This window comes from Streptomyces sp. NPDC008238 (assembly GCF_042956445.1).
Taxonomy (GTDB): Bacteria; Actinomycetota; Actinomycetes; order Streptomycetales; family Streptomycetaceae; genus Actinacidiphila.
Window position 1 is genome coordinate 71,920 of record NZ_JBIBGK010000007.1, and the last position, 16,057, is coordinate 87,976.

At 73.2% G+C, this 16,057-nt stretch carries 14 protein-coding genes; 9 read left to right on the top strand and 5 right to left on the bottom strand.

The features are described from left to right. Nucleotides 1-26: 26 nt before the first annotated feature. From ACFZAU_RS17590 to ACFZAU_RS17605, 4 genes are all read left to right on the top strand, one after another. The gene (locus ACFZAU_RS17590; RefSeq protein ID WP_500552873.1) at nt 27-2,750 is read left to right on the top strand and encodes a bifunctional acetate--CoA ligase family protein/GNAT family N-acetyltransferase; all 2,724 of its coding nucleotides are present in this window, start codon (nt 27-29) and stop codon (nt 2,748-2,750) included. A gap of 28 nt (nt 2,751-2,778) precedes the next feature. After that, on the top strand, nt 2,779-3,375 hold the full coding sequence (locus tag ACFZAU_RS17595; protein WP_499601838.1) for a DUF5998 family protein: 597 nt from the start codon (nt 2,779-2,781) through the stop codon (nt 3,373-3,375). Continuing rightward, nucleotides 3,375-4,559: an alkaline phosphatase family protein gene (locus ACFZAU_RS17600; protein WP_500552874.1), complete on the top strand. Its 1,185-nt coding sequence runs from the start codon at nt 3,375-3,377 to the stop codon at nt 4,557-4,559. The genes ACFZAU_RS17595 and ACFZAU_RS17600 overlap by 1 nt, the downstream gene beginning before the upstream one ends. Before the next feature lie 72 nt (nt 4,560-4,631). Further along, nucleotides 4,632-5,276 carry a thymidine kinase gene (locus ACFZAU_RS17605; RefSeq protein WP_500552875.1) on the top strand — a complete coding sequence of 215 codons (645 nt, stop codon included), beginning with the start codon at nt 4,632-4,634 and terminating at the stop codon, nt 5,274-5,276. Here the strand turns inward: ACFZAU_RS17605 and ACFZAU_RS17610 are convergent. After that, nucleotides 5,273-6,073, bottom strand: a complete 801-nt coding sequence (locus ACFZAU_RS17610) for a VOC family protein (protein WP_500552876.1) — start codon at nt 6,071-6,073, stop codon at nt 5,273-5,275. The genes ACFZAU_RS17605 and ACFZAU_RS17610 overlap by 4 nt on opposite strands. A gap of 128 nt (nt 6,074-6,201) precedes the next feature. On the opposite strand from ACFZAU_RS17610, the gene ACFZAU_RS17615 reads away from it, so the two are divergent. After that, on the top strand, nt 6,202-7,041 hold the full coding sequence (locus ACFZAU_RS17615; RefSeq protein WP_500552877.1) for a sulfurtransferase: 840 nt from the start codon (nt 6,202-6,204) through the stop codon (nt 7,039-7,041). 92 nt (nt 7,042-7,133) lie between these two features. Here the strand turns inward: ACFZAU_RS17615 and sepH are convergent, their stop codons facing one another. The 3 genes from sepH to ACFZAU_RS17630 form a co-directional block, all read right to left on the bottom strand. Next, a complete protein-coding gene (gene sepH, locus ACFZAU_RS17620) occupies nt 7,134-8,219 on the bottom strand; it encodes a septation protein SepH (RefSeq protein ID WP_499601832.1) in 1,086 nt (361 codons plus the stop codon). Nucleotides 8,220-8,550: 331 nt separating this feature from the next. After that, on the bottom strand, nt 8,551-9,876 hold the full coding sequence (locus ACFZAU_RS17625) for a D-arabinono-1,4-lactone oxidase (RefSeq protein ID WP_500552878.1): 1,326 nt from the start codon (nt 9,874-9,876) through the stop codon (nt 8,551-8,553). Further along, nucleotides 9,830-11,080, bottom strand: coding sequence for an MFS transporter (locus ACFZAU_RS17630; RefSeq protein WP_500464789.1), 1,251 nt, complete (start codon nt 11,078-11,080; stop codon nt 9,830-9,832). The genes ACFZAU_RS17625 and ACFZAU_RS17630 overlap by 47 nt, the downstream gene beginning before the upstream one ends. 137 nt (nt 11,081-11,217) lie before the next feature. Between ACFZAU_RS17630 and ACFZAU_RS17635 the strand changes: the two genes are divergently transcribed. Together ACFZAU_RS17635 and ACFZAU_RS17640 are read left to right on the top strand one after the other, a co-directional pair. Then, on the top strand, nt 11,218-12,348 hold the full coding sequence (locus tag ACFZAU_RS17635; RefSeq protein ID WP_500552879.1) for a ferrochelatase: 1,131 nt from the start codon (nt 11,218-11,220) through the stop codon (nt 12,346-12,348). A 29-nt stretch (nt 12,349-12,377) separates the two neighbouring features. Then, nucleotides 12,378-13,178: an inositol monophosphatase family protein gene (locus ACFZAU_RS17640; RefSeq protein WP_500552880.1), complete on the top strand. Its 801-nt coding sequence runs from the start codon at nt 12,378-12,380 to the stop codon at nt 13,176-13,178. 124 nt (nt 13,179-13,302) lie between these two features. Here ACFZAU_RS17640 and ACFZAU_RS17645 read toward each other — a convergent pair whose 3' ends face one another. Continuing rightward, nucleotides 13,303-13,476 carry a hypothetical protein gene (locus ACFZAU_RS17645; protein ID WP_319132283.1) on the bottom strand — a complete coding sequence of 58 codons (174 nt, stop codon included), beginning with the start codon at nt 13,474-13,476 and terminating at the stop codon, nt 13,303-13,305. Between the two features lie 347 nt (nt 13,477-13,823). On the opposite strand from ACFZAU_RS17645, the gene ACFZAU_RS17650 reads away from it, so the two are divergent. Continuing rightward, entirely contained in the window at nt 13,824-14,477 is a 654-nt protein-coding gene (locus ACFZAU_RS17650) for a response regulator transcription factor (RefSeq protein WP_500464792.1), read from the top strand. A 99-nt stretch (nt 14,478-14,576) separates the two neighbouring features. Then, nucleotides 14,577-15,746 (top strand): sensor histidine kinase, encoded by a 1,170-nt coding sequence (locus tag ACFZAU_RS17655; RefSeq protein WP_499601825.1) that lies wholly within the window; start codon nt 14,577-14,579, stop codon nt 15,744-15,746. Nucleotides 15,747-16,057 lie beyond the last annotated feature (311 nt).

Below are 16,057 nucleotides of genomic sequence, written 5' to 3' on the forward strand. Positions count from 1 at the left end.
CGGGCGGCGGCCCGTACGCTGGGGCCATGACGACGCCGTCCGACGCAGAGCGCGACTACCCGGTCCACTGGGAGGCGGACGTGGTCCTGCGCGACGGCGGGATCGCCCACGTCCGGCCCATCGCGCCGGACGACGCGGGACGGCTGGTGAGCTTCTACGAGAAGGTCTCCGACGAGTCCAAGTACTACCGCTTCTTCGCGCCCTACCCCCGGCTCTCCGACCGGGACGTGCACCGCTTCACCCACCACGACTACCGCGACCGCGTCGGCCTGGCGGCCCTGGTCGGGGGCGAGTTCATCGCGACCGTCCGCTACGACCGCACCGACGACCGCGAGGCCGAGGTCGCCTTCCTGGTCCAGGACGCGCACCAGGGCCGCGGCGTGGCCTCCGCCCTGATGGAGCACGTCGCCGCGGTGGCGCAGGAGCGCGGCATCCGCCGCTTCATCGCCGAGGTGCTGCCCGCCAACCGCAAGATGATCAAGGTTTTCACCGACGCGGGCTACACCCAGCAGCGCAGCTTCACCGACGGCGTCGTCCGGCTCGAGTTCGACCTGGAGCCCACCGAGCGGTCCCTCGCCGTCATGCGTGCCCGCGAGCAGCGCGCCGAGGCCCGCTCCGTCCAGCGGCTGCTCGCCCCCGCCTCGGTCGCCGTCATCGGCACCGGACGCCGCCCGGGCGGCGTCGGCCGCGGCATCCTCCGGAACATCCTCGCGGGCGGCTACACCGGGCGCGTCCACGCCGTGAACCGCTCCTTCCCCGAGGACCGGCACACCCTCGAACCCGAGGGCGTCCCCGCACACCGCTCCGTCGCCGATATCCCCGACGGCGTCGACCTCGCCGTGATCGCGGTACCCGCCGACGAGGTCGCCGAGGCCGTCGACGCGTGCGGCCGGCACGGCGTCCTCGGCCTGCTGGTGATCTCCTCCGGATACGCCGAGTCCGGCGCCGAGGGCCGCCGCAGGCAGCGCGACCTGGTACGGCAGGCGCTCGCCCACGGCATGCGGGTCATCGGGCCCAACGCGTTCGGCATCCTCAACTCCGCCGAGGACGTCCGGCTCAACGCCTCCCTGTCGCCCGAGACCCCGGACGCCGGCCGGCTCGGGCTGTTCACCCAGTCCGGGGCCATCGGCATCGCCCTGCTGTCCGGGCTGCGCCGCCGCGGCGCCGGGCTGTCGTCCTTCGTCTCGGCGGGCAACCGGGCGGACGTCTCCGGCAACGACATCCTGCAGTTCTGGTACGACGACCCGGCCACCGACGTCGCCCTGCTCTACCTCGAAACCCTCGGCAACCCGCGGAAGTTCTACCGCCTCGCCCGGCGCACCGCCGCCGTCAAGCCGGTCGTCGTGGTCAAGGGCGCCCGGCACTCGGCGGCCGCCCCGCCCGGACACGCCGTGCCCCCCGCCCGCATCCCCGACGGCACCGTCTCCGCCCTGCTGCAGCAGGCCGGCGTCATCCGCACCGACACCGTCACCGAGCTCCTCGACACCGGGCTGCTGCTGTCGTGCCGGCCCCTGCCCGCCGGACCCCGCGTCGCGATCCTCGGCAACTCCGAGTCCCTCGGGCTGATCACCTACGACGCCTGCCTCACCGCTGGCCTGGAACCCGGCCTCCCCCTCGACCTCACCACCGCCGCCGGACCGGAGGACTTCCGGGCCGCCCTCGCCGCGGCCCTCGCCGACCCCGCCCACGACGCCGTCGTCGTCACCGCCATCCCGCGCGTCGGCTCCGAGCTCGCCGAGCTCCCCGCCGGCAGCGACGACCCCGCGCTGGCCGAGGCCCTGTACGCCGCCGCGGACGGGCCCCGCGCCGGCAAGCCCGTCGTGGTCGTCCACACCGCGCTGGAGGCCATGGCCACCCGCCTCGCGGCCGTCCGCATCCCCGCCTACGGGGCCGCCGACCGCGCCGTGAAGGCCCTGGCCCGGGCCGCCGCCTACGCCCGGTGGCGCAGGGACGCCCAGGAACCGGGCAGGGTGCCGGAGTTCGAGGACGTCGACGAGGCGGGCGCGTGCCAGGACGTCACCCGGCTGCTCGACGCCGCCGGGGAGCCCGCCGCCGTCAGCCGGGGCGTCACCCTCGACGACCTCGCGGCAGCCGGCCTGCTGGGCCGCTACGGCATCACGGTGCGGCCCACCCTGCCCGCCCCCGGGATCGACGCGGCCCTGGAGGCGGCCCGCCGGCTCGGCTACCCGGTCGCCCTCAAGACCACCGCACCCCACCTGCGGCACCGCGCCGACCTCGGCGGCGTACGCCTGGACATCGCCGACCCCGACGACCTCAGCCGCGCCTTCGGGGAGCTGACCGCACGGCTGGGCAAGCCCGAGGAGCTGCACCTGGTCGTCCAGGCCATGGCGCCGCGCGGGGTGGACACGGTCGTGCGCGCCACCGTCGACCCGGCCGCGGGCGCCGTACTCTCCTTCGGCATCGCCGGGGCCCCTTCCGAGCTCCTGGACGACATGGGGCACCGGCTGGTCCCGGCCACCGACCGGGACGTCGCCGAGCTGGTCCGCTCCATCAAGGCGGCCCCGCTGCTGTTCGGCTGGCGCGGCGCGGAGCCGGTGGACACCGGGGCCCTGGAGGAACTGCTGCTGCGGGTGTCGCTGCTGGTCGACGACCTGCCCGAGGTGGTCTCCGTCGACCTCGAACCGGTCGTGGTGGCCCCCGCGGGCCTCACCGTGCTCGGCGCCTCCGTCCGCCTCGCGCGCCCCCCGGCCCGCACGGACCTCGGCCCCCGCGCACTGTCGTCCTTCTGAACACATGCTCCGCACTAGGATGGTCGCCATGGCGAAGACCGGTACGACGACCCAGGGGCTGCGCGCGGCGATCGAGCGCAGCGGCTACTACCCCGCCCTCGTGGCAGAGGCCGTGGAGGCCTCCGTCGGTGGGGAGCCGGTCGCGTCGTACCTGGTCCACCAGGAGACCACCTTCGACGCGAACGAGGTCCGCCGGCACGTCACCGTCCTGGTCCTGACCAGCACCCGCTTCATCGTCAGCCACACCGACGAGCAGAGCGCAGACGACACCTCGCCGAGCCCCTACGCCACCACCTCCACCGAGTCGGTCAAGCTCGAGCGGATCTCGTCGGTCGTGCTGAGCCGGGTCGTCGCCAACCCCGAGTCGTACACCCCCGGCACCCTGCCCCGCGAGGTCGTGCTCACCATCGGCTGGGGCGCGGTCAGCCGCATCGACCTGGAGCCCGCCGCCTGCGGCGACCCCAACTGCGAGGCCGATCACGGCTACACCGGCTCCTCCACCGCCGACGACCTCAGCCTGCGGGTCAGCGAGGCGGGCGACGGCCCGGAGACCGTCCGCCAGGCCCTCGCCTTCGCCCAGGCGCTCTCCGAGGCGACCGCGAGCACCGCGAGCGCGGCCTCCTGATGGTCCATCCCGCCCCGTCCTACGAACCGCTGGACCCGTACGCCGCCCCCGCCCCGCGCTACGGCACCGGCTCGCTGAGCGACCTGCTGCCCGCGGTCGCCGCCGGGCTCGGCATCACGGGCGTCCCGCCGACGGCGCTCGACCTCGCGCCCGCGGACCGGGTCTGCGTGTTCCTCGTCGACGGCATGGGGTGGGAGCTGATCCGCCGGCATCCCGACGAGGCGCCGTTCCTCACCGCCCTGATGGCCGGCTCCGCCACCGGCAGCGGCCGGCCGATCACCGCGGGCTTCCCCTCCACCACCGCGACCTCGCTCGCCTCCGTCGGCACCGGCCTGCCGCCCGGCGCGCACGGCCTGGCCGGCTACACCGTGCTGAACCCGGACACCGGCGAGCTGATGAACCAGCTGCGCTGGCAGCCGTGGACCTCCCCGGCCGAGTGGCAGCCGCACCCCACCGTCTTCCGGCTGGCCCAGGAGGCCGGCGTGGAGACCTGCCAGGTCACCTCGCCCACCTTCGAGCACACCCCGCTGACCAGGATCGCCCTCAGCGGCGGCACCTTCCACGGGCGGCTCACCGGCGAGGAGCGCATGGACCTCACCGCCGAGCGGCTCGCCGCGTCCGACCGCGCGCTGGTCTACACGTACTACAGCGAGCTGGACTCCATGGGCCACCGGCACGGCGTCGACTCCGACGCCTGGCGCGGCCAGCTGATGATGGCCGACCGGCTCGCCCAGCGGCTCGCCGAGCAGCTCCCGCCGCGCAGCGCCCTCTACGTCACCGCCGACCACGGCATGATCGACATCCCCTTCGACCCCGAATCGCGGATCGACTTCGACGAGGACTGGGAGCTGCGCGCCGGCGTCGCCGTCCTCGGCGGCGAGGCCCGGGCCCGCCACGTGTACGCCGTGCCCGGCGCCGCCGGCGACGTCCACACGGTCTGGAGCGAGGTGCTCGGCGAGCAGATGTGGGTGGCCTCCCGCGAAGAGGCGATCGCCGCGGGCTGGTTCGGCCCCGTCGTGGAGGACCGGGTGCGCGGCCGCATCGGCGACGTCGTCGCCGTCGCCCGCGACGACATCGCGATCGTCGCCACCCGCTCCGAGCCGGGGGAGTCCACCATGGTCGGCCTGCACGGTTCGATGACCCCCGTGGAGCAGCTGGTGCCGCTGCTCGAGGTCCGCACCTGACGCGGCGCCGACCGCTCGCACAACCCCCCTCGCACCACCCACCGCCCCGCCCCGAAAGGCCGCCGCCTCCTCATGCCTGAGCTCGTGTTCTTCTCCGGAACGATGGACTGCGGGAAGAGCACCCTCGCCCTGCAGATCGAGCACAACCGCTCGGCACGCGGCCTGGATGGCCTGATCTTCACCCGCAACGACCGCGCCGGCGAGGGCGTCCTGTCCTCCCGGCTCGGCCTGGAGACCAAGGCCGTCGAGGCCACCGACGACTTCGACTTCTACGGCTACCTCGTCACGCACCTGTCCGGCGGCGCCCGCGCCGACTACGTCATCGTCGACGAGGCCCAGTTCTTCACGCCCGGCCAGATCGACCAGCTCGCGCGGATCGTCGACGACCTGCGGCTGGACGTCTTCGCCTTCGGGATCACCACCGACTTCCGCACCAAGCTCTTCCCCGGCTCCCAGCGGCTGATGGAGATGGCCGACCGGATAGAGGTGCTCCAGGTCGAGGCCCTGTGCTGGTGCGGCGCCCGCGCCACGCACAACGCCCGTACGGTGGGCGGGAAGATGGTGGTCGAGGGCGAGCAGGTCGTCGTCGGCGACGTCAACCGCCCCGGCACGGAGATCGGCTACGAGGTGCTCTGCCGCCGCCACCACATCCGGCGGATGACCGCGGCCGCGGCGCGTGCGGCGGCGATCTCGCCGGACGTCCTGCCGGTCGACTAGCTCCCGCTGCTCCCGCCGCCCTGCTGCGGCCGGGAGCGGATCACGGTGAAGACGGCGCCCTCGGGGTCCGCCACGGTCGCCACCCGGCCGTGCTCGGAGTCGCGCGGGGTGCGGAGGACGCTGCCGCCCAGGTCCAGCACGCGGCGCGCGGCGGCGTCGGTGTCGGCGACCTCGAAGTACGTCATCCAGTGCGCCCCGCGGTCGCGCGGCAGGGCCCGGCCGACGCCGTGGACACCGGCGACCGGACGGCCGGCGAGGTGGAGCGTCAGGTAGTCGAAGTCGGTGGAGACGACCGCGTCGGTCTCCAGTCCGAAGACCACCGAGTAGAACGTGCCGACCAGCGAGGTGTCGCGGGTGACCAGTTCGTTCCACACCGGTGCGCCCGGCTCGCCGGTGACCTCGGTCCCGCGGTGCCGCCTGGCCTGCCACACCCCGAACACCGCGCCCATCGGGTCCGACGCGACGGCCAGCCGTCCCGCGTCGTCCGCGTCGAGCGGTCCGACGCCCACCGTGCCGCCGCAGGTCCGGATCAGCTCGGCGGTCTTGTCGGCGTCGTCCGCGGCGAAGTAGGTCGTCCAGGCGACCGGCAGATGCCGGTCCCCGGGCAGCTCGCCGATGCCGGCCACGCTCCTGCCGCCCAGCGTGGCGCGGACGTACGGGCCCAGGGAATGCGGACCGGGGTGGAACTCCCAGCCGAACAGCCGGCTGTAGAACTCCTGCGTGGCCTCGACGCTGTGGGCCAGCAGGCTGACCCAGCACGGGGTGCCGTGCGGGTGGCGGTTCCCTACCTCGGTCATCAGTTCTCTCCTGGGGAGCAACGCTCGGGCTTGCAGGGGAAGTGCCACAGCGATGCTCGCACCACCGGGTGTGCCGCGGACCGGGGCCGTGCCGCGGGTTTCCCGCGCCGGGTGACCACAATGGGCTTATGCATCCTGTCATTACCGTAACCGAATTGGCCGCATTGCCGAAGGGCTCCCCGGGAGGCGCCGTCCTTCTGGACGTCCGCTGGCAACTGGGCGGCCCGCCCGGCCGTCCCGCCTACGAGGCCGGTCACCTGCCCGGCGCGCACTACGTCGACCTGGACACCGAGCTCGCCGGGACGCCTGGCGCGGCCGGCCGCCATCCCCTGCCGGACCTCGCGGTGTTCACCGCCGCCATGCGCCGCGCGGGCGTCGGCCCGGACCGCGACGTGGTGGTCTACGACGGGGGACTCGGCTGGGGCGCGGCGCGCGCGTGGTGGCTGCTGCGGTGGGCCGGTCACGAGCGGGTGCGCGTCCTGGACGGCGGGCTCGCGGCGTGGACGGCGGCGGGGCTGCCCCTGGAGACGGACGTCCCCGCCGACGAGGAGGGCGACTTCACCGCCACGCCGGGCGCGCTCGCCGTGCTGACCGCCGACGAGGCGGCGGCGCTGGCCCGCCGCGGTGTCCTGCTGGACGCCCGGGCGGCGGAGCGCTACCGGGGCGACACCGAGCCCATCGACCCCGTCGCCGGCCACATCCCCGGCGCGGTCAACGTCCCGACCACGGAGAACGTCGTCGCGGGCACCGGTGTCTTCCGCGCCGCCGGCGAACTGGCGGCGCGCTTCGGTGAGGCCGGCGCCACGCCGGAGGCCGAGGTCGGGGTCTACTGCGGCTCCGGCGTCTCCGGCGCCCACGAGGTGCTGGCCCTGGCGATCGCCGGCATCCCCGCGGCGCTCTACGTCGGTTCCTGGAGCGAGTGGTCCACGGCGGGCCGCGACGTCGCGACCGGGCCGCAACCGCGCTGACGCGGCGCCGGCGCCCGGCCCGTTCGGAGGAGGGCGTGAGGACGGCGCGGAGGACGGCACCGGGGCACCCCCTGCGGGGCGCCGTGCCCCGGTCAGTCCTGCTTCTTGCGCCGGCTCCCGAAGACGATCTCGTCCCAGCTCGGTACCGTCGCCCGCCGCCCCGGCCGCACCCCGTCCGCCTCGGCCTGGCGGTCGGTGGACCCGACCAGTCGGTCGCGGTGGGCGCCGACCGAACGCGGCATCAGGACGTCGGCGTACGCGGAGCCCGCGCCGGCGCTCGCGGCGGGGGCCGGCGGTGCCTCCTCCTCGGCGGGTGCCTCGGGAGCGTCCTCCGCGACCGACGCCGCGGCCGGCGTGTCGGGTGTGGTGGAGGGCGGGCCCGCCTGGGCGGGCACCACCATGTCGCCGCGGAAGCTGGGGACCGCCTCCAGGAGGCTGGTCAGGGAGTCGCGCTCCTCCTCCGCCCGCTCCTCGGCCGTGCGTTCGGCCCGCTCGGGCCGGTCCAGCGCACGGTCGCGCGGCAGCCGTGCGATCCGCGGGACGAAGGGGTAGCTCGGCTCCTGCGCGGGCTCCTGGGTGGTCTCCCCGATGAGGGCGCGCGCCTCGTCGTCCACGGCCTGCACGAGCCGGCGCGGCGGGTCGTACGTCCAGCTCGCCGAATGCGGCTCACCGGCCACCCGGTAGACGAGGAGCACCTCCCAGGTGCCGTCGTCGCGGCGCCAGGAGTCCCACAGGACGCTGTCCTTCTCGGCGCCGCGCAGCAGCAGCCGTTCGGCGACGGCCTCACCGAGCTGCGGACCGGTGCTCTCGCCCTGCCGCCGCACCGCGGTCTTGCGGGCCCGCTCGGCCATGAAGGCGCGCTCCGCGAGGACGGGGCCCTCGAAGCGCCGGACGCGTTCCACCGGGATCCCGGCGAGCTGGGCGACCTCCTCCGCGGTGGCACCGGCTCGTATCCGCGCCTGGATGTCGCGCGGGCGCAGATGGCTCTCGACCTCGATCTCGATCTGGCCGAGCCGCGCGCGGTCGTTGCGGATGGCGGCGCGCAGGCGTTCGTCGATCGGAAGGGTGTACTCCGTGCTGTCGGCAGCCTTGAGCACCAGTCGTGTGCCGTCGTTGCTGACAGCCACGACACGCAGTTCGGGCACGGTTACCTCCCGGGTGGTGCCTGCCGACGTCACGTGCGTCGCTGCTCCCGATGGACGAGTGTGACCTGCCCGGGTGCAGCCTGCCACAACCTTGCTGAGTTTCCCGGCGTGTCGGGCATGTGCCGTGACGCGCCGTTATGGCACGGTTACCTATTTGCAACGCTGAGTGACCAAACGAACCACTCGGCGTCACGTGTCTCCGGTTCGATCGACGGCACCCCGGGACGAGTGCGCCGTCTCCCCCCGGAGCCAGGATTTGTCACAGTACTCCATTTGGGCCACGTCGGTGGGGCGCCGCGCCGTCGAACTTCGCGCACGCCAAGGGAGTTGGGGCGGGATCTTTATAAAAACCCCACAAGTGGAACTATTCGCCCAGCACCCGCCGCAGGTAGTCGTTCCGGAACAGCCGGTCCGGGTCGAGCCGGTCGCGCAGGGCGGTGAACTCCGCGAAGCGGGGGTAGGCCTTGGCGAAGTAGTCCGCGTCCCGGGTGTGGATCTTCCCCCAGTGCGGCCGCCCCTGATGGTCGGTCATGATCTGCTCGACCGCCGTGAAGTACTCCTGGTACCGGCTGCCGCGGTACATGTGCACCGCGACGTAGGCGGTGTCCCGGCCCGAGGCCGTCGACAGGGCGATGTCGTCCGCCGGGGCGACCCGCACCTCCACGGGGAAGCTGATCCTGAACCCCGAGGACTCCACCATCGACTTGAGTTCGCGCAGCACCTCCACCGCGGCCTCGCGCGGCACCGCGTACTCCATCTCCACGAAACGCACACGTCGCGGGTGGGTGAACACCTTGTACGGCACGTCGGTGTAGGTGCGGGCCGACAGCGCCCGGCTGGAGACCTGGGCGATGCCCGGGATGAGGGAGGGGGCCGCCCGGCCCACGACGCAGGCCGCCTGGAAGACCCCGTTGGAGAGCAACTCGTCGTCGATCCAGCCGCGTACCCCGGGGACCGGTGCCGCGGGACCCTGGCTGCGGTTGTTCCGCTTGGTGTTGCAGCCGTCGGTGTGCGGGAACCAGTAGAACTCGAAGTGCTCGTTCTCCTCGACCAGTTGGTCGAACTCGGCGACCACCCGGTCGAAGCGCATGGGCTCCTCCCGCGCGGTGAGCAGGAAGAGCGGTTCCACCGCGAAGGTGATCGCGCTGACCACGCCGAGCGCGCCGAGCCCGATCCGGGCGGCGGCGAAGACCTCGGGGTTCTCCCGCGCCGAGCAGGTGAGCAGTGATCCGTCGGCGAGCACCAGCTCCAGCGCCGTGATCTGGGCGGCTATGGAGCCCGAGTCACGGCCCGTGCCGTGCGTTCCGGTGCTGGTCGCGCCGGCCGCCGTCTGCTCCATGATGTCGCCCATGTTCGTCAGCGACAGGCCCTCGGCGGCGAGCATCGCGTTGAGGTGCTTGAGCTGGACGCCCGCCTCCACCGTGATCGTGCCGGCCTCGCGGTCGATGCCCCGCACCGCGGTCATCCGCTCGGGCCGGATCAGCACGCCCGCGGTCGCCGCCGTCGAGGTGAAGGAGTGCCCGGTGCCCACGGCCTTGGCGGGGAGCCCGTCGGCGGCCGCCCTGCGGAGCGCGGCCGCCAGTTCGTCGGCCGAGGCGGGCGACTCGGTCCGCGCGGGCAGGGCCCGTACGTTGCCCGCCCAGTTACGCCATGTGGTCTTCCCGGTGGTTCTGTTCGTCGTCGTAGCCATGCGCACGCGTCCCCTCCAGCTCCGGCGCCGGCTCCAGCCGGCGGTACCCCAGGAAGGCCGCCACCACGGCGAGCGCCGCGGCGGAGGCGGGTACCGCGAACGCGGCCCGGGCCCCCGCCGCGTCGATCACCCACCCGGCCAGAGAGGCGCCCAGCGCCACGCCGACCGCGAGTCCCGTGCTCGTCCACGTCATGCCCTCGGTCAGCTTCGCGCGCGGTACCAACTGCTCGACGAGGGCCATGGTGGTGACCATCGTCGGTGCGATGGACAGGCCCGCGACGAACAGCGCCACGGCCAGGAACGGCAAGTTCCCGACCAGTAGTGGCGGGATCATACTCACGCCCATGGCCGCCACGCCCAGCAGGAAGCGGCGGGAGGCCGTTCCGGCCGGCTTCATCAGGCCGAAAAGCACCCCCGCGAGGCAGGAACCCGCCGCGTACACCGCCAGCACCACGCTCGCCGCGGCCTTGTGGCCCTGCTCCTCGGCGAAGGCCACGGTGGTCACGTCCACGGCGCCGAAGATCGCCCCGGTCGCGACGAAGGTCAGCACGAGGACCTGCAGCCCGCGGGAGCGCAGCGCGGAGCCCGGGGTGTGCTGCTCGCGCGGATGCGGCGCCGGCTCGGTGGCGCGCTGCGCGGTCAGCAGCCACGCCCCGGCCGCCAGGAAGAGCACCGCCAGCAGCGGCCCCGCCTCCGGGAACCAGATCGTGCACAGCCCGATCGACAGGATCGGGCCCACGATGAAGCAGACCTCGTCGACGACGGACTCGAAGGAGTAGGCGGTGTGCAGCAGCGCGGGCGACCCCCGGTGGATCATGGCCCAGCGCGCCCGCACCATGGCGCCCAGGCTCGGCGTCGTCCCCGCCAGCGCGACACACACGAAGAGCGTCCAGTCCGGGGCCCCGGCCCGTACGCACACCAGCAGCGCCGCCACCGCCAGCACTGTGACCGCGGTGGCCGGGCGCAGCACCCGGCGCTGGCCGTACCGGTCGACCAGGCGGGACACCTGGGGGCCCAGCGCCGCCGCGGCCAGCGCGAGGGTGGCCGCGAGCCCGCCCGCGATCCCGTAGCGGCCGGTGACCTGGGACATCATCGTCACGATGCCGATACCGAGCATGGACAGCGGCATCCGGCCGATGAAACCCGCCGCCGAGAAACCCCTGGTCCCGGGAGTGGAGAAGATCGCGCGATAGGGACTGGACACAGGCGCTCCACGGCTTCGTCGCCGACGTCTCAAGGGGCGGGAGTAAGGAATGTGACTGCCCCACACAGCTTACAAAGGGAGCGCAAGCGGTTTTCGCCGGTTCCCCTGCCGTCACCGCCGGGTGGCAGGATCGGAACATGTCCGATCACACCGAGGCCGGCGCCGCTCCGTACGACGCACTGCTCCTGCTGTCCTTCGGGGGCCCCGAGGGGCCCGACGACGTCGTCCCCTTCCTGGAGAACGTCACGCGCGGCCGTGGCATCCCCCGCGAGCGCCTGAAGGAGGTGGGGCAGCACTACTTCCTGTTCGGCGGGGTCAGTCCGATCAACGCGCAGAACCGCGAACTGCTGCAGGCGCTGCGCAAGGACTTCGCCGAGCACGGCCTCGACCTGCCGGTCTACTGGGGCAACCGCAACTGGGCGCCCTACCTGACCGACACCCTGCGCGAGCTGGCCGGGGACGGCCACCGCAGGGTGCTGGTCCTGGCCACCAGCGCGTACGCCTCGTACTCGGGCTGCCGGCAGTACCGCGAGAACCTCGCCGACTCCCTGGCCGCCCTGGAGGCCGAGGGCCGCGAGGTGCCCCGCGTGGACAAGCTGCGGCACTACTTCAACCACCCCGGCTTCGTCCGGCCCATGGTCGACGCGGTGCTGACCGCGCTCGCCGCGCTGCCCGAGGACGTCCGCGACGGGGCGCACCTGGCGTTCACCACCCACTCGATCCCCACCGCGGCCGCCGACACCTCCGGCCGGCCCGAGGACCACACGCGGGACGGAACCGGCGGCGCCTACGTCGCCGAGCACCTCGACACGGCCCGGGTGATCGCCGACGCGGTGCGCGAGGCCACCGGCACCGACCGCCCGTGGAAGCTCGTCTACCAGTCCCGCAGCGGCGCCCCGCACATCCCGTGGCTGGAGCCCGACATCTGCGACCACCTGGAGGAGCTGCACGCCTCCGGCGTCCCGGCCGCCGTCATGGTGCCGATCGGCTTCGTCTCCGACCACATGGAGGTCAGGTACGACCTCGACACCGAGGCGACCGCCAAGGCCGCGGAACTGGGCCTGCCCGTCGCCCGCGCCGCCACTGTGGGCGCCGACCCGCGGTTCGCGGCCGCCGTGCGCGAGCTGGTGCTGGAGCGCGCCGCCACCGAGCGGGGCCTGGCCCCCGAGCGCTGCGCGCTGGGCGCCCTCGGGCCCAGCCACGACGTGTGCCCGGTGGGCTGCTGCCCGGCGCGCAGCCCCCGGCCCGCAGCCGCCGGTGCCGAGTGACCGACCGACCCGAACGCACGAGGAGTGCCGTGATCGACCACCTCAAGGACGAACTCCTGGCCGTGGCCCTCGAGGCCGCCCGCAGGGCCGGTGAGCTGCTGCGCGACGGCCGCCCCGCCGACCTCGGCGTGGCCGCCACCAAGAGCAGCCCCATCGACGTCGTCACCGAGATGGACATCGCCGCGGAGAAGCTGATCGCCTCCTTCATCACCGAGCGCCGCCCCGACGACGGCCTCCTCGGCGAGGAGGGCGTCAGCGTCGCGGGCAGCAGCGGGGTCCGCTGGGTGATCGACCCGCTGGACGGCACCGTGAACTACCTGTACGGCCTGCCGTCGTGGGCCGTGAGCATCGCGGCCGAGCTGGAAGGCGAGACGCTCGTCGGGGTCGTCGAGGCCCCGATGCGCTCCGAGAGCTACCGCGCGGTGCTGGGGCGGGGCGCCTGGGTCAACGACCGGCAGGCGGCCGTCCGCCCGGCGCCGCCGCTCGACCAGGCGCTGGTCGGCACCGGCTTCGGTTACCTGAAGAAGCGCCGGGAGGGCCAGGCGAGGGTGCTGCGCGAGCTGGTGCCGCAGGTGCGGGACATCCGCCGTGGCGGATCCGCCGCGATCGACCTGTGCGACGTGGGCTGCGGCCGCCTCAACGCCTACTACGAGCGCGGCCTCAACCCGTGGGACTACGCGGCGGGCGCCCTGTTCGCCCGCGAGGCCGGCGCCCTGACCGGCGGCCGTCCGGGAGTGCCGGAGTCCACGGAGCTCACCGTCGCGGCCCCGCAGGGGCTCTTCGAGCCCCTGCAGCGGCAGCTCGACGAACTCGGCGCCTGGCACGACTGAGGCCCGCCACCGCCCCCTCCACGCGAAGGCCCGCCGCCCGGCACGAACCGGCGGCGGGCACGCGAACGCCCCGGCACCCGCAGGTGTCCGGGGCGCGGCGTTCGGCTGTGCCGCCCGGGGGATCTCAGGCGATCTTGGGCAGCACCTGGACGCCGTGCTCGGCGGCGAGGCGGCGCAGGTCGGCCAGTTCCGCCTCCTCGACCTCGGCCAGGAAGTCGTCCCCGTCCTCACGGGCGCGCAGAAGGTCGGATTCGGTGCTGTGTATGCGCTGCAGAATGCCAGTGGTGAATGCGTCCATCAGGTGGCGCCCCCTCGTCGTCGTGGGTTGACACAGGGATATTCGTCGGTGGTGCGATGTGCGGGGTCGTTCACAGGTCTTGTCGGGGGACCCCTCGGATCACACAGCGGCCACTGCCACGGGAGTTGCGGACGCCCTACGGGCGTGATCGGGGGTGTGCAGTCGTCCTCCCCAGGCCCGCCGGAGGGGAAACCTCCGGGACGCGAAGAATTCGGCGCCGAGTCCTCTTACCCCTGTTTTACGGCCGTCCGGTGCAGGATGGAGGGGCGTTCGGCCTGCGCGGGCGGGCCGTGCACGGCTCTTTGAGACACGGCTCTTCGAGAAGTGCCTAGGGAAGGAACAGCGCCTTGCGCGTACTGGTCGTCGAGGACGAGCAACTGCTCGCCGATGCGGTAGCCACCGGACTGCGCCGTGAGGCCATGGCCGTCGACGTCGTCTACGACGGCGGTGCGGCCCTGGAGCGGATCGGGGTCAACGACTACGACGTCGTGGTCCTCGACCGCGACCTGCCGGTCGTCCACGGGGACGACGTGTGCCGCAAGCTCGTGGAACTCGGTCTGCCGACCCGCGTGCTGATGCTGACCGCCGCCGGCGACGTCAGCGACCGCGTGGAGGGGCTGGAGCTGGGCGCCGACGACTACCTCCCCAAGCCCTTCGCCTTCACCGAGCTGACCGCCCGCGTACGGGCCCTCGGGCGCCGTACGACCGCGCCGCTGCCGCCCGTGCTGGAGCGCTCCGGGATCAAGCTGGACCCCAACCGCCGCGAGGTCACCCGGGAGGGCCGGCAGGTGCAGCTGGCGCCCAAGGAGTTCGCGGTGCTGGAGGTGCTGCTGCGCAGCGAGGGGGCCGTGGTCTCCGCGGAGCAGTTGCTGGAGAAGGCCTGGGACGAGAACACCGACCCCTTCACCAACGTCGTGCGGGTCACGGTGATGACCCTGCGCCGCAAGCTCGGCGAGCCCGCGGTGATCGTCACCGTCCCGGGCTCCGGATACCGGATCTGACCCGCCGTGCCCGCGCCCTCGTCGTCGCCGACGACCCCGCCAACATCGCAGGCCATCCCGCCCAGGCCCACCTGGGACCCGAAACCGGCCGCCCGGCCGATGCCGCTGCTGCGGCCCACGATCCGGATAAGGCTCACCCTGCTCTACGGCGGCATGTTCCTGATCGCCGGGGTGATACTGCTGTGGATCATCTACATGCTGGCCGCCCAGGCCATCCGCCAGGGCACCGAGGCGCAGTTCCACGTCGAGGCGGGCCGGCTGTCGCTCACCGGGCTGTGTCCGGAGCTGCCCACGGGCCCGACCAACCCGGACGCCTTCAACAAGGCCTACGTCCACTGCCTGGCCGTGCAGCGGGAGACCGCGCTGAACGTCCTGCTGAAGCGCTCCCTCTTCGCGCTCGTCGGCCTCGCGGTGCTCGCCTTCGCCTTCGGCTACCTGCTGGCCGGCCGGGTGCTGGCGCCGCTGGGCCGGATCACCCGCACCGCGCGCGGCGTGGTCAGCTCCGACCTGACCCAGCGGATCCACCTGACCGGCCCGGACGACGAGCTCAAGGAGCTCGCCGACACCTTCGACGACATGCTGGAGCGCCTGGAGCGGTCCTTCGACGCCCAGCGCCGTTTCGTCTCCAACGCCTCCCACGAGCTGAGAACGCCGCTGGCGATCACCCGCACGCTGCTGGAGGTCCAGCTCGCCGACCCCGACGCCTCACCGGACATGGAGCAGCTGGGCAAGAACCTGCTCGCCACCAACACGCGCAGCGAACAACTGGTGGAGGGTCTGCTGCTGCTCGCCCGCAGCGACAACGAGATCGTCGACCGCAAGCCGGTGGACCTCGCGGAGGCGGCCACCCAGGCGCTGGAGCAGACCCGCGCCGAGGCCGACGCCAAGGGCGTGGAGCTGCGCGCCGCGCTGGGCGAGGCCGTCGTGCAGGGCAACGGGGTGCTGCTGGAGCGCATCGCGCTGAACCTGGTGCAGAACGCGGTCCGGTACAACGTCGCGGAGGCGGGCCGGGTGGAGGTGACCACGGGCGTCGAAGCGGGCTCGGCGGTCCTGACGGTGGCCAACACGGGGCCCGTCGTCCCCGCGTACGAGATCGACAACCTGTTCGAGCCCTTCCGCCGGCTGGGCACCGAGCGCACCGGCAGTGACAAGGGCGTGGGCCTCGGGCTCTCGATCGCCAAGTCCGTCGCCCGGGCCCACGGAGGCACGATCTCCGCGGTCCCGCGCGAGGGAGGTGGCCTGGTCATGCGGGTTGTCATCCCCGTGTGACCCGTGACACGACACCCCCGGAGGCGTGTTCGCTTTGCGCTGAATTTTGCGGTCTGCGCGCCTCGGGGGCATGCTGTGAGCGATCACACATACGATTCCGGCCTCGGGTACTCTGCGTGATTGCGACCTCCGGGAAAAGACCGGAAAAATCCATGTTTCCGCAGGTCATGATCACGGGAAGTACACGTGGAGGCGCGAGCAAGGTGCGACAAGTGGGCCGTTTCCGGTCATCACCGGCAGCGGATGGGATCACCTCTTCGGGGGTGCGGTTGGGTGTCGATTGAGTAACGGCACTTGATGTAAGGCAAAAT